17 protein-coding genes are annotated in these 18,650 nt (G+C 59.3%); 2 read left to right on the top strand and 15 right to left on the bottom strand.

Annotation, left to right across the window (positions count from 1 at the left end; genetic code table 11):
* Nucleotides 1–945: 945 nt before the first annotated feature.
* A complete protein-coding gene (locus tag FJ954_RS31460) occupies nt 946–1,095 on the bottom strand; it encodes a hypothetical protein (protein WP_181177756.1) in 150 nt (49 codons plus the stop codon).
* 198 nt (nt 1,096–1,293) lie between these two features.
* Here FJ954_RS31460 and FJ954_RS05965 point away from each other — a divergent pair, with 198 nt between their 5' ends.
* Nucleotides 1,294–1,629, top strand: coding sequence for a hypothetical protein (locus FJ954_RS05965; protein WP_140660739.1), 336 nt, complete (start codon nt 1,294–1,296; stop codon nt 1,627–1,629).
* 467 nt (nt 1,630–2,096) lie between these two features.
* Here the strand turns inward: FJ954_RS05965 and FJ954_RS05975 are convergent, their stop codons facing one another.
* The 3 genes from FJ954_RS05975 to FJ954_RS05985 form a co-directional block, all read right to left on the bottom strand.
* Nucleotides 2,097–2,324 (bottom strand): hypothetical protein, encoded by a 228-nt coding sequence (locus tag FJ954_RS05975; RefSeq protein WP_246681022.1) that lies wholly within the window; start codon nt 2,322–2,324, stop codon nt 2,097–2,099.
* 253 nt (nt 2,325–2,577) lie between these two features.
* On the bottom strand, nt 2,578–2,757 hold the full coding sequence (locus tag FJ954_RS05980) for a hypothetical protein (protein WP_246681023.1): 180 nt from the start codon (nt 2,755–2,757) through the stop codon (nt 2,578–2,580).
* Entirely contained in the window at nt 2,750–4,342 is a 1,593-nt protein-coding gene (locus FJ954_RS05985) for an anti-phage dCTP deaminase (RefSeq protein ID WP_140660741.1), read from the bottom strand. Before FJ954_RS05985 ends, FJ954_RS05980 begins: the two co-directional genes overlap by 8 nt.
* Nucleotides 4,343–4,441: 99 nt before the next feature.
* Here FJ954_RS05985 and FJ954_RS31465 point away from each other — a divergent pair, with 99 nt between their 5' ends.
* The gene (locus FJ954_RS31465) at nt 4,442–4,615 is read left to right on the top strand and encodes a hypothetical protein (protein WP_181177757.1); all 174 of its coding nucleotides are present in this window, start codon (nt 4,442–4,444) and stop codon (nt 4,613–4,615) included.
* Nucleotides 4,616–4,925: 310 nt separating this feature from the next.
* Here the strand turns inward: FJ954_RS31465 and FJ954_RS05990 are convergent, their stop codons facing one another.
* The 11 genes from FJ954_RS05990 to FJ954_RS06040 form a co-directional block, all read right to left on the bottom strand.
* A complete protein-coding gene (locus FJ954_RS05990; RefSeq protein WP_140660742.1) occupies nt 4,926–6,440 on the bottom strand; it encodes a zinc-binding dehydrogenase in 1,515 nt (504 codons plus the stop codon).
* Between the two features lie 9 nt (nt 6,441–6,449).
* Nucleotides 6,450–6,887: an SRPBCC family protein gene (locus FJ954_RS05995; RefSeq protein ID WP_140660743.1), complete on the bottom strand. Its 438-nt coding sequence runs from the start codon at nt 6,885–6,887 to the stop codon at nt 6,450–6,452.
* A gap of 17 nt (nt 6,888–6,904) precedes the next feature.
* Entirely contained in the window at nt 6,905–9,094 is a 2,190-nt protein-coding gene (locus tag FJ954_RS06000) for a flotillin family protein (RefSeq protein WP_140660744.1), read from the bottom strand.
* An 80-nt stretch (nt 9,095–9,174) separates the two neighbouring features.
* Nucleotides 9,175–11,382, bottom strand: a complete 2,208-nt coding sequence (locus tag FJ954_RS06005; protein ID WP_140660745.1) for an ABC transporter permease — start codon at nt 11,380–11,382, stop codon at nt 9,175–9,177.
* A complete protein-coding gene (locus FJ954_RS06010) occupies nt 11,375–12,145 on the bottom strand; it encodes an ABC transporter ATP-binding protein (RefSeq protein ID WP_127318638.1) in 771 nt (256 codons plus the stop codon). The genes FJ954_RS06005 and FJ954_RS06010 overlap by 8 nt, the downstream gene beginning before the upstream one ends.
* A gap of 41 nt (nt 12,146–12,186) precedes the next feature.
* Nucleotides 12,187–13,434, bottom strand: a complete 1,248-nt coding sequence (locus tag FJ954_RS06015) for an ABC transporter substrate-binding protein (RefSeq protein WP_140660746.1) — start codon at nt 13,432–13,434, stop codon at nt 12,187–12,189.
* A 49-nt stretch (nt 13,435–13,483) separates the two neighbouring features.
* Nucleotides 13,484–14,506 (bottom strand): branched-chain amino acid ABC transporter permease, encoded by a 1,023-nt coding sequence (locus FJ954_RS06020; protein ID WP_140660747.1) that lies wholly within the window; start codon nt 14,504–14,506, stop codon nt 13,484–13,486.
* A gap of 2 nt (nt 14,507–14,508) precedes the next feature.
* Entirely contained in the window at nt 14,509–15,558 is a 1,050-nt protein-coding gene (locus FJ954_RS06025; protein ID WP_140660748.1) for a branched-chain amino acid ABC transporter permease, read from the bottom strand.
* A complete protein-coding gene (locus FJ954_RS06030; protein ID WP_140660749.1) occupies nt 15,555–16,883 on the bottom strand; it encodes an amidohydrolase family protein in 1,329 nt (442 codons plus the stop codon). The genes FJ954_RS06025 and FJ954_RS06030 overlap by 4 nt, the downstream gene beginning before the upstream one ends.
* A 52-nt stretch (nt 16,884–16,935) precedes the next feature.
* Complete coding sequence (locus tag FJ954_RS06035) at nt 16,936–17,715, bottom strand: alpha/beta fold hydrolase (RefSeq protein ID WP_140660750.1); 780 nt, start codon at nt 17,713–17,715, stop codon at nt 16,936–16,938.
* On the bottom strand, nt 17,712–18,590 hold the full coding sequence (locus FJ954_RS06040; protein ID WP_140660751.1) for a fumarylacetoacetate hydrolase family protein: 879 nt from the start codon (nt 18,588–18,590) through the stop codon (nt 17,712–17,714). Before FJ954_RS06040 ends, FJ954_RS06035 begins: the two co-directional genes overlap by 4 nt.
* Nucleotides 18,591–18,650 lie beyond the last annotated feature (60 nt).

Raw genomic sequence — 18,650 nt, forward strand, 5'->3', positions numbered from 1 at the left:
GAAAGGGTAGCTCTTGAATTAGAGGAGGTTTGGGTCCAGGAATCTCGGTGGTTGCAAAAGGCATCCCCATCGCATCTGTGTTTCCACTCTAGGACTTCGATGGAGTTCCACGGGAGATGACTTTTTCCTGCTCATAGGGACAAAACGCTGGCCATTCCCCGATTTTTTCCAAATTCTGTTTCTGGTCTGAAATTTGTCAGCGATATGCACCTAGGTGACCGCACGGCAACGGGCGTGTTGGGCATTCGGAGCGAGGTCACGGTTGAGACTGAAAGGCGCCTCTCGCCATCCCCGGTCATGTATTCGTCCGAAATCGTGCTCGTCATGCTTCATTTATATAAGGCGATTTCCGACTATGCGCTCAGGGTAGCATGCACCGTCGCTCACCGACAGCCGCACTTCTTGATGCCGAAGCCCCTGTTAGAATCCGAGTAGGCACGGCGATGAATTCCCCTGTCGCAAGGAACGCCACAAATGTCCCGACATGCGGAGTTACGGTCCCACACCCCCTGAGCATAATGGCATATAACTAGGTGTGGGAGGTCAGTCGAGGCTGATCTCCCAATTTCCACCCTTATCCTCGATATTGTATCTGTAGTTGAAGTGATTGCAGTCGACTGAGAAGCCGCGTGCCGTTAAGAACGGTGTCATTGCCGATATGCTGTCGCAGCGCCATCCGTGGGCTTCGATTAGGGCCACTGCAGGATCAACGAGTCCGCGAGAGAGACCGCAGCATATGCGCGCGCCCTCCTCGACTGGAACGCTCTGAGCAAAGGCAGGAGAGGCACAGACAAGCGCCGCGATGATAAAGTATCGTTTCATGGTAATTCCCCCAAGTGCCTCGTATATTCGCTCCGGCGAAGGGAACGTCAATCCGATCTTCGGGTCATTCGCCGCCGCGCCGCTAGAGAGCAGAGTGCCTTCCGGCGATGACGCGGCAATAATTCACGGGTCTCTCCTGTAGGGTTTGATAAGCTGCAAGGCGCACCAGTCACGCTTGCCGAAGCCGTTATCGGACGCCTCCAGGCAGGCCTCGTAGTTGCTCTGGTGGCGCCTGGGCTGGCTGATGAGCTGGATGGAGAGCAGCACCATCATAACGGCTAAGCCAAGGTAGAGACGGCGCTCGCATTCGAGAAGACGGACTTGTTGCTGGCGCTTAAGCGCTGCCGCTATCCTTGGCACTAAAGCTGGACTGTTCTCGACACCGGCTCGCACAATATTCGCCGGATCATCTTATGAGGTTGACTGGCGCTTGAGCCCGTCCCAATTGGAAACAGGTAGGGGATTCGGAGCATGTTCAAAGTAGCAATTGTCGTGGCTTCACTGGTCCAGCCGGTGACGCTCAGTAAGCAAGCCTTGACGATCTGCGGGTCTGCTGCCCAGTCGGCAGAGACAACTATGAAGCTTCGCCAGATGGGCATCTCGCTTGTCAAGGTCATGGAGGCGATCAATCGCACGACGCCAGACCCCAATAAGCCTGGTGAAGTTGCCGCGGTCGAGAACCAGCAGAGGCAGGCGCTCGCCGCCTATGACCATCCGCGCTACGAAACCGAAGACATGCAGCAAAAGACCATCGCCGATTTTCGCGACGAAGAGTATCGGGTCTGCCTCGAGGCGTTCACCAAATAGCCGTTTGCAGTGATTCGTGGATGAGGAGGAACTCGTGTCGCTAGCCGAAAAATCGAAGGTGAGGTAATAAATCCAACCTATGCCCTTTGATGAGCCCGTCAGCCAGTGCCGGCTGCCCCGATTGCGGTCAGGCTATTGACCTGCGTGATCTCCGACAGTGATCTGACATCAGTGGCCCGCTCACGAGCAGCTCGAACTAGATGTTTTCGGACCAGATCAATGCCCGCTGTCGGACTTGATGCGGCGATAGGGAAATCGGTTCCGTATGAAAAGGGGTCGGATTGTTTCCGAAACGCTTTTTAGCGATGGCTAACGGAACGCTTGCGGCCGTGCGATATTGATTCAAATTGTTGGTGAGTGCTTGTGCGTGGGTAAATCCGCCGGTGGCGTCCGGTTGTCATTCATTCTTCCGATGGAGCCGGAGCTAGTGGAGCAGCCGCCCAAGGGCGACGGCTGGAGCCACGAAGTCAAGTTCGACGGCTACCAGACCCAGGGATTGAAATCTTTGGCATGTCGTCGCCTTCGCCCTGTATGAGGAATTCAGCGAGCGCGCCCATCAGCCATTCGGCATTTTCGCGGTCGAGCAACATATCGACCGTGTCGTCATCGTCAGTGACCAACTCCAGCGTGCCTCTCAGCGGCTTGCGGGAAGTCACTTCCACATCACCGTCCTGATACTCAACAAATTTCGGCAAAGTTTTCTCCAAATGATCGTGGAGTGCAGACGTGCATGAGCCGGTCCGCGAGCCAGTTGATGTTCAAGGAGTTGTGTTGGGCAGCCGTGCTGCTCGTTGTCTACGACGTAAGGGCTCCCCCATCGTCGGTTATCACGCGGCGTTATACTCAGAGTGCCCGGCACCGGTTCTCTCGAGGCACGGTGCAAGAGTGACCTAGTGGGTGTAGGCAGTCAAGATCGTTCAGTCGCCTTGACGCCGGCAAGAAGCAGCTTCAGCGCAAGCAAAATCGAACCGCCGCACGAAGGCAGACTTCTCTTGCTCGGATTATCGCCCGCGCGATCGCCAGTTCGGCCGCGATCATCGCATTTTCCTTGTGGGTTGTGTCGTTGGCGGCAATCAGCAGGCACAGCGGCGCATCACCTCGCCGCGTAGCCACCTGGGCTTCAATCATGCAGTAGACGATCGCCTGAAAGCCCGGCTCCATCGCCTCCTGGCAGTCGTAACTCCTTTTCGTCGTAGGAGCCAGTGAGGACGAGCAGCTCGCCTGCTTCACTATCAAGATAAGCGCCCAAGCCTGGATCGAGCATAGGCGCGGGCGCTCCGCCGAGCCAACTCGAGGCGCTTCCATCAGGGTTCTTGCGCCTCCCTTTCTGGAATATGTCGCGATAGCGGAATGGCGATATGCCTATGAATGGAACGAAACCGACTCTGTCGGCGCTCTCGCTCTCGAGCGAGACCTCGTGGCCGTGGAGCTCCTGGACCCGGCTCTTCGGATAAGGTTCGATATATACGACCCTCCTAATGCCAGCTGCGAGGATATGTTTCGTGCAGTTGTGGCAGGGGAAGGTTGTGCAGAACAATGTGCCGCCCTTGACGCTCCGACCAAGGCGGGCTGCATCACAGATTGCGCACATCTCCGCATGCACAATCCGACCGTATTCCGTCAAATCCATGATAGCGGCATCCGCCAAAGGCCCTTTGGTGACGCCCTGCTTATCCTTCCTTTTTGCCGTTAGCGTAGCGACAATTGAGTCCACCGGACCCAGAGAGGTGCAGGTCTCGGATAACATCCCGGCCTCGTGCAGTCTCTCGACCAGGTCTTTTACAATTTGCTTCTTGAGCGCCTCGTTTGGGTCATACCCAAGCTTCACGTCCCTGAAGTCCGGCTGCTCTTGATCCCAGTAGGTTCCGCCAAACGCCTTCGGCACCTCGTTACACCCTTGGGTGATTATCTCACCGGCATCCGAGAAAATAGCTGCGCCTACCTGGCGCGAGAGATCTGCCGACCGCAATGAAGCCGACTTCGCAGCATACATGCCGTATTCGTCCTTCGTGGGGGTTACATCGGTTTTCCCGAAGAAACCCTTGATGAAGCGGTCTATGGTGCGGTCCATATCCTGCCGTGTGTTCCCGTCGACGAAAACGTCGGCAAGGTGATACGTGTCGCGAATATGCTGGCCGTTGACGTCATCCTCGTCGGCGTCGCGCTCGAGGATCTTGTTGGTCTGAAACTTCACGTCGGCAGGACTGGAACGTGTTGAGATCGACCTCTGTATGCGCTCGAACACTCGATTGAAGCGCTCGTCGACGGCTGTGTAGGCCGACACGAGCACAAATTGCTTTCCGTAGAGACGGCGAAGACGTTCAACCTCGTTGGGACGTTTGAGCTGACGAACGATATAGGCCGTAGGCGTGTCCGGTATCTTATTGATCGAACCGGAGAGCGCTCTTCGATGGCGTTGAATAGCGTCGATAGCGATAAGAGCCATCGTTGCAGGATTACCATATTTCCGGCACAGAGCCGTGGCGTAATCCATCTTAGCGGCGATCTGCTCGTGGTATGCAGACGACGCTGACAGGGTTATGTCAGCTGTGTAAGCCTGCATCTCGTCTGTTAACTTGATGCTAACCGCGTGGTAGCCTACTGCTCTCAAGGATTGGCTGAGGCTGTCGCTAAGCCCGTCCAGGTCGACACCAAGTGGTCCGGCGAGTCCGAACACGAGTTCGGGATGTTGTATAAGTGGTGAGTTTGACATCCTAGGGAACCTAAATGGAGTCCGCTGATTTCACTAGCCTCAGTGATTCACTGAGAACTATGGTGATGGTCAGCGATTCGCAAACTCTGGGAGAGGAGCATGAACCAGCCCATGACCCTGCGTGAAGAGCAAGAGTCAGCAATCCGTGAAGCCGCCAAGAAGCTTACCGAAAGGTTCAATCAGGCCTTCAATTTCGACCAGAAGAAGTTCGAGGATTTTATCTCGAAGGGTGATCGCCCCCCTAGGCAGCAGCTGACGTCTAAAAGCCGGTAGCTCGTCATCGCAGCACATCGACTAGGCGACCGCTCGGGCGTTCGCCGTCGTTCGGGTCGTGCCTGATCCGCCGGGGCAGAACCAAGGCATCGCTTTTCATCCAAAATTCGAGGTCATCTGTCTGCGCGTCACAAAACGTATCGTAAATGATTGATTCTATTGAAATTAGTTAGAGTTCAATCCTTTCTCGCGGCATCAAAATTGGCTTGGTGCTTGTGGTCGAGCCGGTTGCTGCGACAATTCGATTTGGCGCTCGGAAACCACGCTAACGCCCGTGATCAGTCAAACATGCGACAGTGTCGATGTTGCATCAAACCTTTAACACAAGCGCCCCGGTCGTCCTTCTAGCCTCCAGATCGCGATGGGCGTCGGCAGCCTGCGCCAGGTCATACTGCCTCGGCCGCTCTATCCTGATCACACCTTGACGCAAAGCAGCGAAAAACCGATTGATGTGAGGGCCAAGCTTCTCCGGACTGTCTGTGTAGTGGGCGTAGTTCGGACGGGAAATGGTGATCGACTTCGAAGAGAACCTGCCAATGTCCCAATTTCCCACAGGTCCAGAGGCCTGACCAAAGCTGACGAGATGGCCGCGGACACCCAGCGCGGCCAGCGACCCGCCAAATGTGTCATTGCCGACGGCGTCAAATGCTACATCAGCGCCCCTGCCGCCGGTCAACTGCATGACGGCTTCGGCGAAATTCTCTCTGGAGTAGACGACGACGTGATGGGCGCCGAGCCGTTCCACGATCCGGGCCTTGTCGTCGCTCGAGACCGTGGCGATCACCGTCGCGCCGAGATGGCGTGCCCATTGCACCAGCAATTGGCCGACCCCGCCGGCTGCCGCATGGATGAGCACTACGGACCCGGGCTTCACGGAATAGACGTCGTGGAGCAGGAAGCTTGCAGTAATGCCCTTCAACAGGCCCGCCGCCGCGGTTGCGTCGGAAATATCGTCCGAGAGGTGAACCAAAAGATCCGGTGCCATGTTGCGTCGTTCACAGTAAGCGCCGACCGGCGGGCATGCATAGGCAATCCGGTCGCCGACTGAAAAGCCCGACACTTCCGGGCCGACCGCTGCAATGACGCCGGCGGCCTCCATGCCCGGAACGCCCGGCGGCTGCAGGAGATCGAAATAGCCGGTTCTGCAATAGACGTCGATGAAGTTGACCCCAATGAATGTGTGACGGATCTGGACCTCGCCACGCGCTGGCGGCGCCAAGCCAATCTCCGCAAGCTGCAGAACCTCGGGTCCTCCGTGGCGCTCGACGAGGATTGCCTTGGTCCGTGTGCTTTGGTCGCTGGCTCTGGGCGGCTCCAAGTGGCGCCTCTCTTGTATCGACTCCGCGAGAGGTTGCTGTGATCCTGCGCTGGCAGGCTCGGCAACAGCCCTTCCGCTAAGGAGCCGGCGAACGGCCTCAAAACCGGCGAGGTAGATGCCTTCGGTAACGAGATTGACCAATTCATCACGGCGATGCGCGGGCGGATGGAACTCCGAGGACCATTCCCAAAAGGCGGCGTTGCCGTCGGTTACGGGCTTCAGCCGGATCGACGCGACATAGCCCATCAACGGCAACGGGGCTTCCAGTAGACAGTAGCTCAGCCGTCGGTCTTTGTCGGACAATGCCAGGAGCTGTTCGCGCAGTTCGCTGCCATCGGTGAGCCGGAAATGGCGCACTGCGCCGATCGCATCGGCCGGGTCGCCGCTCTCTATCTCGCTGAAGGAGATTGCCGGATGCCAGCGCTCATGCCCATTGAAATCGCGCAGAACAGACCAGACGTCCTCGACAGGCGCGTTGATGATCGTGCTCTGGCAAACCTTGACCATTCGTCGATGTCAGCGCGCGAAGCGCTGTTTGAGCGCCGTAAAGGCGCTCTGGAATACGCCCATGCCGATCTGCTGCACCAATGCGCTTTCCCTGTCGGGTGCACAGTCAAACTCGGCCTGCCACTCGGCGAACGTCATGTTGCCGTCGGTGACAGGGGTCAGGGAGAGTGTGGCTATGTAGTTCTCGACTCCCATCGGGCTCTCCAGCATCGCATAGCTGCAGGAGAGGTCGTAGTCAGACAGAGCCAGCAGTTTCTCCCGGATCCGGCCGCCGTCCTTCAGCATGAAATTGCGAATGCAGCCAATCTGGTCCGGATGAGCGTTCTGTTCTATGCGGCTCTCTGCGACAAACGGTGTCCAGCTCGGCAAGCCATTGAAGTTTCGGACAAGTTTCCAAACGTCCACAGCTGGCGCATTGATCGTCGATGACACATAGATCTTCGGCATCGGGTGACCCTACGGCTTCACTGGTCGCGATCGTCATCGTCGGTTTCCTTGCCGCTCTTTGCCTTGCCTTTCTTGTCGCGGCTCAAGCTGGCTATGTCCTTGGCGTCTCGCAAAACATCCGTCATGCGGCCAAGCGATCCGCCCTCGATGCCGATCTCCTTCATCAGATTGTCGATCATTGGCGCCTGCACCCTGTAACGCAGCGCTGAATCAATGACCTCGTCGGTGACGTTACGGCTGCCGCCCTGGCCACCGTTGATGCCGTCGACGTGCAGAATCTTGATGCCTTCGATCTTCTCCATCGGTTTGACACTCTCGCGGATGATGCCTTCCATGTGGTCCAGCAACTTGCCGCGGAGGCGCCCGGCGCGAGCCTCGTCCGAAAGCACGTTCTCGGCCTCGTTGAGCTGCCGGTTACCGGCGGCGTCGACCTCGTAGCGCTGGGCTGCGGCCAGGGCATGGATCTTCTCCGAATCCGCGGATGCGACGGCAGCGATCTTCTGTGCTTCCGCCAGGCTCTTTGCCGCTTTCATCTCGGCGTCAGCAGCCGAGGTGATACGCAGGGCATCGCGCTCGGCTTCCCGGGCGGCACCGATAAGGTCGGTCAGCTTGCGACGCTCGGCAATCTCGCGCTCGCGGGCGGTGAAGGCCTGTTCCTCGGCCTGAATGGCCTTTGCACGAACGGCTTCCGAGGCTGCAATCGCGGACGAGCGTTCCTGGGTCTTCTTGGCGATGTCGATTGCCTTCTGAATCTCGGCGATCTCGATCTTTTGGTCGCGATCGACGCCCAACTGGCGCATGTCGCGGTCCTTGATCAGGCGGGCTTCCTCAATGCCCCGCTCTGTAGTGATGCGGGCACGCTCCACCTCTTCGCCGGCTGAAATCTCGGCTTCCTCGAACGCTTGGCGCTTGGCGATCTGCAACGCTTCAAGGTGGCGCTCGCGAGCGATCCTCACCTCGTCAACGGCGCGCTCCTGCGCGATGCGCGCGGTTTCCGTGGCCTGGTTCTCAACAATCTCGGCGCGGCGCTTTTCAGCCTCTGCCTTCGTGACTTCCAGCGCCTTCTCCGCCAACGCGATCTGTCGCTCAAGCTCCGCGATCTCGAGCACCTTTTTGCGCTCGATCTCCAGTCCGCTCTGCGCGCCTTCGCGCTCGATGCGGGCCTTTTCCAGCGACAGTTCCAGGGCGATCTGCTCCCGCTCTGTCAATTCGCGCATTTTCATCTCGGTCTCGTCGAGGGACCGCCGGCGAGCAATTTCACGGCGCTGTGTGTCCTCTTCGCTCTTGATGCGCTCTTCCGTGATGTTCCTTTCCTGGTTCAGCCGGGATTTCTCGACGGCTTCGCGCGAGGACAACTGCGCCTGTTCCGATTCCTGGTCGCGGAGCGCGCGCTCTATGGCCAGCTCAGAACGTTGCGCCGCACGACGGATTTCGACCTCGCGCTCCTGTTCGAGCCGGGCATATTCGGTGTCACGGTCGATCTCCAAAACCTTGCGCTGCGTATCGAGGTTCTGGTTGCGGATATCGACGAGGGTGCGCTGTTCAATCTCGTTGCGCATCCGGCGGCGAGTTTCGATGGATTCCGTCAGTTGCGTCAGACCCTCCGCATCGAACGCGTTGGACGGATCAAAATACTCAAGGCTGGTCTGGTCGAGGTCGACGATAGCGACACTCTCAAGTTCGAGACCGTTAGCAGCAAGCGATTCAGAGGCGAGGGTGCGGACCTTGGCCGCGTAGTCGCCGCGCAACTCGTGCATTTCCTCAAGGCTCATCTGGGCAGCGATCGTGCGCATAGCGCCAGCGAATTTTCCCTCAAGCAATTCGCGCAGGCTTTCAGGCTGCAATGTGCGTCGACCAAGTGTTTGCGCGGCGGCAGACACCAATTCGCGGCTTGCTCCGACCCGCACGAAGAACTCGGCGATCAGGTCGACGCGCATCCGGTTCTTGGTGATCAACGCGTGAGCGTCTTCGCGACGCACCTCGATGCGCAGCACGTTCATGTTGACGGGAGTTATTTCGTGCAGGACCGGTATGACGAAAGCGCCGCCATTGACGACCACTTTCTCGCCCATGAAACCGGTTCGCACGAACGCTGTTTCCTTCGTGGAGCGGCGATACAGCCATCGCAGGATATAGACAGCAATCACAACGATGACCGCGGCGACGATCAACCACAAAAGGAACGTGCCAAAAGTCTGCGCGGCCATTTTTTACCCTCCCAAATACGATGCGATCGACCGAAGCCGAGCGGCTTGATTTTCGTGAAGCTGTCGAACCGCAGATCTGGTCATGCGCGCCTCTGCAGTTTCGGTGCGATTGCATGGAATGCAGTGATGACCGCATCGACGAATGGACCATCGTTGATGTTGGATCGGACGCGCTGAACCACACGCAGTGAAGTTTGGCGCACGGTTTTCTCGATCGCCTCGAACAGCGCATTATCGGCTTCCGGATCGTGGAATGCCTGGCCGGGTGCATCGAGCATCGAGACGCCGCCTTCAGGCAGGAGAAATCGCACAGGCCCGTTCATGGCATTCAGCCGCGTGCCGATCCATTCGCCAAACTGCCGGTTTTCATCCCTGGTGGTGCGCATCAGGGTGACATTGGGATTGTGGACGATAAACTTCCGGCTTTTGAATTTCTCCGGCACACTGTCGCGCGGACCGAAATTGACCATGTCCAGCGCGCCGGTGGACCCGACATAGGGCAAGCCCGTGCGTATCGCCGCTCCGAAGCGATCATCGCTTGCCGCGAACACGCCACCGACGATCATATCGGCGATTTCCGTCGTTGTCAGGTCGATGAAGGCCGACAGCATCCGGGAATCGGCGAGGTTCTCCATCGCCCGTCCACCGATGCCGGTAGCGTGGAAAACCAGGCAGTCATAATCCGCTTCCAACCGTTTGGTTACGGCCTGCACAGCGGGCGTGGTGACGCCAAACATGGTGATGCCGACAGCAGGACGTGCCAGCTTTCGCTTGGCTTCCCAAGCTTCGCCGGAAGGCAGCTGCGCGACCATACCCGCCATAGCGTGAGCAGCGTTGCCTAGAACGGCCTCAGTGATTGAGTTGAGACCCTGAACATCCGCGACCGAGTGGAACATCATGATATCGGCGCCACCGACATATTTGCCGACGTCGCCGGCTGCCACGGTGGACACCATCAGTTTGGGGACGCCCACCGGCAGGACGCGCATGCCGGCGGTGGCCATGGTTGTTCCACCTGAGCCGCCGGCCGAAATCACCCCGCCAAGACCTGGCTCGCGTTCGATCCAGCGAGCAAAGGCCTCGGCCATTGCGGCGACCGAGCCGCCGCGGTCATTCGAAAACACAGCCGATGATCCTCGCGCATGCATGCCTGCGACCTGCATAGCGGGAACGTCCGCGCTCGACGGCCTTCCCGAGGTCGAGAGGTCGACTGTGCGAACGGGGATCCCTAGGGATTTCAGACGATCGGCTACGAACCGCAGTTCCTTCGCCTTCGTGTCGAACGTTCCGGCGACAAGAACGGTGCGGCCGATCCGCTCGGCGAAAGGGATGGCGAAGACCTTTTTCAGTTCGTCTTGAGGATTGTGTTTTTCGACTGCCGCTTGCCGCATGGCTGCAACCGGCACGTTCCACCGGTTTGGCAGCTCAGTGACCGGACGATAGACCCCATTCTGAACCACCGGCTCTGTGCGTGTGCCTGCCCGATCAATGCGGTAGACCTCCGCCAGTTGCTCTTGCGCTTCGGCAATTGCGGCTGGAGAAACAACAGGTTCATCGGAGTGGCGACCAACGCCGAGCAGGCGTTGCTGCAAGTCGCGATCGGCAGCAAGAGCCGAGGCTTCCATGACCCGGTTGATGCGCCCGTTGACCATAATCGCGACGCGGTCCGACACGGCCGTTGCAACACCGATATTCTGTTCGATGACGAGGATCGCCATCTCGCCTTCTTCCGCCAGGCTGATGAGCATGCGCTCGACCTGTTCGACAATGACCGGCGCCAGCCCTTCGGTCGGCTCATCCATGACCAGCAGTTTAGGGTCGCTCAGCAGGGCACGCGAAATGGCCAGCATCTGCTGCTCGCCACCCGACAGTTGAGAGCCGCCATTGCTTTTGCGTTCCGCCAGGCGTGGAAAGGTCTGGTAGACACGCTCGACCGTCCAACTGGCGTCGCGTTTCGACGACATCCGCAAGTGCTCATCCACGGACAGGCTTGGCCAGACTCGCCTGCCTTGGGGGACGTAGCCCACGCCTAGGCGGTGGATCTCGTGCGGCTCGAGCGAGGATATCTCTCGACCGTTGACCCGAATGGAACCGGACTGTGCGCGCTTCAGCCCAGTGATGGTGTTGCACAATGTCGTCTTGCCCATGCCATTGCGGCCGACGACCGACAACACGCCGGTCTCCAAAGTCAGCGACACGCCCTGGAGCGCATGACTTTGGCCATAATAGACCTGAAGGTCCTCGATCTTGAGAACCGCCTTGCCTGAGGAAGCGGCGCGCTTAGCCATGCTTACCTCCAAGATAGATTTCCTGGACCTCAGGATCCGCCTCGATCTCCTGGGGCGTGCCTTCCTTGAACAGGCGGCCATTGTGCATCATCGAGACATATTCGGAGACACGAAGCGCCACGTCGAGATCATGCTCGATGATGACATACCCGATGTGCTTGGGGAGGCCGTTGAGGATCGCTACCAGATCGCGACGCTCTGTCGGCGACAGACCCGCTGCGGGTTCGTCGAACAATATGAACCGGGGTGCGCCCGCGAGCGCCAGCGCAATTTCCAGCTGTCGCTGCTGGCCGTGGCTGAGTGTCGCCACCAACGCGTCGCGGTCGCCGTCCAGATGCACGGCGTGGAGGATCGACTCGGCCTGAACTCTGTTGACGTCGTTCAACCGCGGCCGAAGCAATGAGAACCGGCGGCGCGACACTCCGCGGCACGCCAGAAAGATTGAATCGAGAACCGACAGCCCCTTGAACAACTGCGAAATCTGGTAGGTTCGGCGCAAGCCACGCCTGATGCGTTCATGTGGGGGCAGATCGGTTATGTCTTCGCCGAAGAAGCGGATGCGCCCGGCCGTCGGCAAGAAGTCACCGGTCACCGCATTGAAAAGCGTCGTCTTGCCGGCGCCGTTGGAGCCGAGGACCGCGCGCCGTTCGCCGGCTGCAATCCTCATATTGATGCCGGAAAGCGCCACCAGAGCACCGAAGTGACGCGCGACGCCGTCCAGTTCCAGAGCGTAAGCACCGGTTCCTTGCAGACGGGAAGCCATGTCATTCTCGGCCACTGGTGCGCGCCCCTGCGTTCGACCGATTACGGGCAGCTTGGATTGTCGCGGCTCACAGCGCCCAGCGCCGTGAAGTCCGCTTCAGCAATGCCGAGTGTCTGGTTTACCTGCGGAACCACTTTGATCAGCTTGTTCAACAGCGTCCCGTCGGCGTTTTCAGTCACTTCCGTCAGGAAGATGTCGGCAACCGCATTGCGGTTCTTGTCGAGCGAAACCTTGCCCGTCGGCGTCTCAAAAGAGAGCGACGAAAGGGTTTCGCGGAGCTTCGCACCACCATCCGACACATCGCCACCGACCTTGTCGAGGCCAAGCAGCGCGGCTTTCATGTTGATGTAGTAGGCATGCGCAAACAGCGACGGCGACGGGAATGCACCTGGCTGCTTTTTGTAAGCCTCGACAAACTTGGTCCAGGAAGGGGTGTCATTCGTATCGGCCGTCGGACCGGCCGAAGGCGTTCCAACGAGCACGTCCCGCAGCTTGCCCTTGGCCGTGAGCACCGTCTGATCGACTGTGATCGAGCCTCCGATCAGCGGGGCTGCACCGCCGGACTGTTGGTATTGAGTGAGGAAGTTGACGGCATCTGCACCGCCGAGTGCCACATAGATTGCGTCGACATTGTCGGGGATGGCAGCGATGACGGATGAGAAATCCTTGTTGCCGATCGGCACCCAGGACTTCGATGGCACGTGCCCGCCTGCCTTGCAGAACTCGGCCATGAAGCCGAACACCTGCGTGTAGGGGAAGGAGTAGTCCTCCGCCACCGTCGCAACGTTTTTGTAGCCTTTATCCTTGAAGGCGTAAGTGCCGAGGCCTGCCATCCATTGCGCGCCATCGGTTCCAAAGCGGAAGAAGTTCGGTGCAGGGTCCCGGAAACTCGTGTCCTGGGCAGCAGAGGCGCCATTTAGGAAGGTGACTGTCGGCTGGGTCTTGGCATAGTCCTTGACGGCCAAGCCTTCGTCGCCGGAAAGCGGACCGATCAGGACCTTGACGCCATCCTGTTCGACCAGCTTGCGGGCCGCGCGCACCGCACTGTCGGGCGACGCGTCGGACGACCCCTTGACGATCTCGATCTTTTTGCCAGCCACGGTGCCGGCAACCTCTTCTACGGCAGTCATTGCGCCGCGCTCGCTGTCTTCGCCGAGCACCGTGAAGGGCCCTTCGAAGGTCGCAAGCAGACCGATCTTGATTGTGTCGTCAGCGGCGAGAGCTAGGGACGGAGCGGTCAGTCCGCTCGCCAGTGCCAAAGCCAGTAATGTGCGTCTGTGCATCCTCATTATTTCCTCCCTTGATTGATAGAGTTATGCAGTTCATTCCGCCCGGCCGTCACTGGCCGGGGCGCAAGGACTCCTGAGAAAAGTTGGGCTTGAACTTCGCCCACAACCCAAGAATGCCGTCTGGTGAAATGAAAACGATCACCAGGAAGACGAGGCCGATCAGCGTGTTGAAACGCTCGGCCCCGACGAGATCGATCGCGAACGTCTGCATCAGAACGACGACGAGGGCGCCAAGGAACGGCCCGATCGGATGCCGCAGGCCGCCAATGACAGCGATGATCAGAACATCGATTGCAGCGTCCACACCGATGGTGCCGGGCGAGACGCGGCCGTTGAACCAGACCAGGAGCACACCGGCCAAGCCACCTATGATGCCGGCCAGAAACCAGGCGAACACCTTGTGCGCGGTGACGTTGAAGCCCAGAGCGCGCATCCGGCGCGGATTGTCACGGATCGCCTGCAGGGTCAGCCCGAACGTTGACCTGGAGCCGTAGAGGATCGCGGCATAGGCGAGCATCGAGAACCCAAGGCACAGGTAATAGAACGCCTTCGGATCGCGCCAGTTCGCGCCCCAGAAAGCTGGGGCGCGTATGCCGGCGTAGCCCGAATGGCCATTGAAGATCGCGTAGTTCTGCTGCGCGAAGTAGAAGGTGGCGGTGGCAATCGCCAGCGTGATCATGATGGTGTAGATGCCTTCGGTGCGGACCGATATGCACCCGATCAGGGACGAGGCGATCGCCGCGATCAGGATCGCAACCGGAGCCGCAATCCACCAGGGCCAGCCAAAGCCAAGAAGGTGGCTGTTGTTGTCGCCGAAGATCGCGATGCAATAGGCCGCGATGCCCGCGACGGTGATCTGAGCCAGGCTGACCATGCCGCCGTAGCCGGCGAGCATCATCAACGACAGGCCGAGCATGCCGTAGATCAAGGAGTAGCCGCCGATCTGCGTCAGGAAGAAATCCGACGCCACCAGCGGATACAGAACCAGCGCGATGGCGAGAAGAATGTGACCGGCGCCAATTTTGTCCAGCCAAGTTGGCTGAATTGCGGGGGGCGTTGATTGGAGGCTCATGGTCATCGTGATTTGCCCATGATGCCTTGCGGCCGGATCGCAAGTGTCACGACCATGATGATGAAGGTCAGCACGACGCCATAGGTCGGGAAGTAGACCAGGCCGAGTTGCTCGGCCAGACCAATGAGAAGCGCGCCTATGGCTGCGCCTGATATCGAGCCCATGCCGCCAACGATGACAACCACGAGCGAGGCCAGCAGATAACGAATGTCTTCACCCGGCGCGACGGACAGCGCCGATCCGCCAACGACGCCGGCAAAGCCGGCAAGTCCGGCTCCAACCGCAAAGACGATGCCGAAGACCGCATGCACGTTGACGCCAGAGGCCGAAAGCATAGCGCGATCGTCGACGCCGGCGCGGATCATCATGCCTACGCGGGTCTTGTTCAGCATCAGCCACAGGCCGATGCCAATGACGATGGCTGCGGCCAGCACTGCGATCCGATAGAATGGGTAAGTAAGAAAGACCGATGCGCCGTTGGATCGGACTGCCGTTATGACCGGCAAGGTCACTGCACCGTCCAGCCATTCCGGCACAGCGATCTGGTAAGTGCCGCCGGCCCAGACGGCAAGCATCAGGTCAGCAGCGACAATGGAGATGCCGATGCTGACCAGGGTTTGTCTGAGATCGTCACCCTCAAGCCGACGGAAGACGAGGACCTGCATGACGACACCGATTGCGGCCAGCACGATGAAGCCGGCAGCGACCCCCAGCAGCCAGTAACCTGTGCGGCTCGCCACTTCGTAGCCGATGTAGGCGCCGAGCAGATAGAGCGAGCCATGCGCCAGGTTGACGTTGCGCATGAGGCCGAAGATCAAAGTGAAACCGCTGGCAACCAGAAAGTAGAGCCCTGCCAGGGTGATGCCATTGAGGATGGCGCTGACGAAGGCTTTCTTCGATATCAGGATCGCGTTGAGCCAATCCGGCCAGACGGCGAAAACCAGCCATGCGACGAGCGCGGCGACCAGGAGCCAGAAAAAACCCCACGCCTGCCGGCGCGACACGCCGCCGCCCGAAATCCCGGACGAAGATGGCCGGTCCAGGATGCTCATGCAGTCAGCCGACGGCGCTGTTCGTTGATGCGCGGCGCCTTATGGAATTTGCCGTCCTTCATGATGGCCAGAATGCGGTTCTTGTCCTGCAGGATGCGCACGTCCGAGATCGGATCACCGTCGATCAGCAGCAGGTCGGCGAGATAGCCTTCCTTGATCAGACCGAGCTCGTCGCCCATGCCCATGATCTGGCCGCCAAACTTGGTTCCGGCCTGGATCGCCTCCATCGGTGAGTAGCCAAGCATCTCGACGAACGTCTGGATGTCCTTGGCATTGGTGCCTTGCGGGGTCCACGCAAAACCATAGTCGCCGCCGATGCAGACGCGGATACCGCGGCGGTGCATCTTCTTCATGGTGTCGATGCACATTTCGAGCTCGCGCTCATATTCGAGCGAAAGCGGCGAGCCCGGCTTGATGCCCCATTGCTCGGCATGGCGAGCAGTGTTGATGAGCCAGGCGATGCCGGGCGCAACGAAGTGCTTGTCCTTGGCTGCTTCAAGCATGTCGAGTGCCTCTTCGTCGGCGAAAGAGGCATGGTAGATGTTCTGGATGCCGTGCCTGATGCACTGCTTGACCGATCCGGATGAGCGCGCGTGCGCCGACAACACCTTGTTGCGGCAGCGTGCCTCCGAGGCCGCCATGGCGACCTCCTCTTCGGACATCGGTGTCTCTTCGGCGCCCATGCCGGTGATGCTTTCACCGGACAGGTTGAGCTTGATCGAGTCGACGCCGTATTTGATCAGCTGGCGCACGGTGCGCCGGATTTCTTCCGGCCCCGAGACGACGATGCCGAGGTTGAGACCTTCATGCGGGATATGAGACGGCGACGAATCTCCGAGGCCTCCCACCGTGGTGATCTCGGGTCCAGCTGCAAGGTAGCGCGGGCCAGGAAAGCGTCCCTGGTTGATGAACTTCTTGCACACGACATCCAGCCTGGGCTTCGCTGCCGCAGCACCGCGGCCGGCCGTAAAGCCTGCGTCCAGCACGAGCTTGGCCATTTCCATGGTGACCAGCATATGCTCCTCGATCTCCATCATCTGGATCGGGTCGATGCCGGGCGCATTGTTCCAGGACAGGTGCAAATGGGCATCGATCATGCCGGGCATCAGCGTCGCGCCCATGCCGTCGATGACCGTCGCACTGCCACCATATGACGGTGACGATGATGAGCCAAAACGTGACGAACCCTTGGTAATCTGCTTGATGCGGTTGCCCTGCACCAGCACTTCCCCGGTGTAGGGATACTCACCCGTCGCGTCGAGCACGCGCACATTGGTGAAGAGCGTGCCGCCCGAACCGTTTCCGTTCCAGCTGTCTTCTGCCATCTTATCCTCCCAAAAACTTTCGAACGCGCAGTTTTACGCGCTGTTCAGGTCCTCACCTATCAACGCGTCGCAAAAAATCGGCGAGCTTTTGGCTGCTTTCGCGGGGGCACTCAACGGTAGCCCAGTGTCCGCACCGATCGAGCGAAGAGATTACGGCTCCCTTGATCCCATCGGCAAGCGCTTGGCCGACGCTCATCGGATTGACCGTGTCGGCATCGCCGGTGACCAACAGGGTGGGGGCCGTGATCCGCCTGGGGTCGACCGCCACTGCCTTCGCCAGTGCCTCGCAAGTGCGCGCATAGGACTCCGGATCCTGCCGCGTAATCGACTCGCGGACGAAGGCGACCGCCGCTGGCGACGTCTCTCTTGTGTGTGCCGACAACGCATTGGCGACGATCTGATCGGCGATGTCGGCAATGCCGCCCGACCTGGCCAGCTGGGCTCGCTTGGCGAGGCCCACCCGTGTCGCTTCGGCAGGTTCGGCCAAGGCGCCGAACAATGCCAGCGAAGCGACCAGCGCGGGATGTTTGGCAGCGATTTGCTGACAGACGATGGTGCCCATCGAATGGCCGATGAAATGTGCCCGCGTCACTCCCATGCCGTCCATGGCACGGGCAACGGCGTCGCTCATAATTTCCATTGTCAGTGGCTCGAACGGCCTTGGCGAGCGCCCCGAGCCGGGCAGATCGAGCCGGACGACCCTATATGCTGAAAGTGCGGCCATCTGGGGCTGGAACATGTTCGACGTTCCGCCAAGACCATGGAGCATCACCACCGGCATGCCTTCGCCAGTGACCTCAGCAACGATCGGTCCGATCTTCACGGTCGTCATTGCGCACGCTCCGCGAAGCGGTTCTCCAGAGACCCAATGCCGTCGATCTCGACGCGCACGACGTCGCCGGCCTTCAGGTATCTAGGGGGATCAAACCCAATACCGACGCCCGCAGGTGTGCCCGTCGCAATGATATCGCCAGGGTTCAGTGTGATGCCTTGCGACAGCGTCGAGATGATCGTCGGGATATCGAAAATGAGCAGCGAAATCTTCGAGTTCTGGCGGAGGTCGTCATTGACGAAACAGCGGACAGAAGCACTATCCAGGTCGAGTTCGTCCTTGGTTATGGCCCAAGGCCCCATTGGGCAAAAAGTGTCCTGAGACTTGCCTATCAGCCACTGACTGTATTTGCCCTGCAGATCGCGAGCGGTGACGTCGTTGACGATCGTGTAGCCCCAAACGTGATCGTAAGCGTCTTCCTTTGAAATTCCACGCCCGCCCTTGCCGATGATGACGGCAAGCTCGGCCTCATAATCGATGGCCGTCGATACAGAGGAGTCGATCAACACATTGGTGTTGGTCGGTATCACTGACTCTGGAACCTTGGTGAAGATGATCGGATGCTTGGGGATGGTCCCAGCGGCCGCACTGGAGTCAAAACCACTGCGGGAAAACTCGTGGGCATGCTCATGATAGTTCTTGCCGACGCAGAAAATGTTGCGGGCCGGCAGCGGGATTGGCGCTTCGATCTCGACCTGCGCAAGCGGGATCGGCGAAAGCGTTCGCGGCATCCCGGCGCCATTGCGACGGATCAACGCCAGAAGACCTGTCTTTGCCTGGTCGACGGTTAAGTCGAAAGGCGAAACGGTCTGCTTCTCGAGATCGACGATACCGACGCGACGCTCTCCGCCAGTCGCGAATGTCGCAATTTTCATGCCTCTCTCCCTAAACCTTTTATGAGCCAATATGTGGCCTTTGAAGACACGATAGCCATG

Origin of the sequence: Mesorhizobium sp. B2-3-15, from assembly GCF_006442875.1 — a bacterium.
GTDB lineage: Bacteria > Pseudomonadota > Alphaproteobacteria > Rhizobiales > Rhizobiaceae > Mesorhizobium > Mesorhizobium australicum.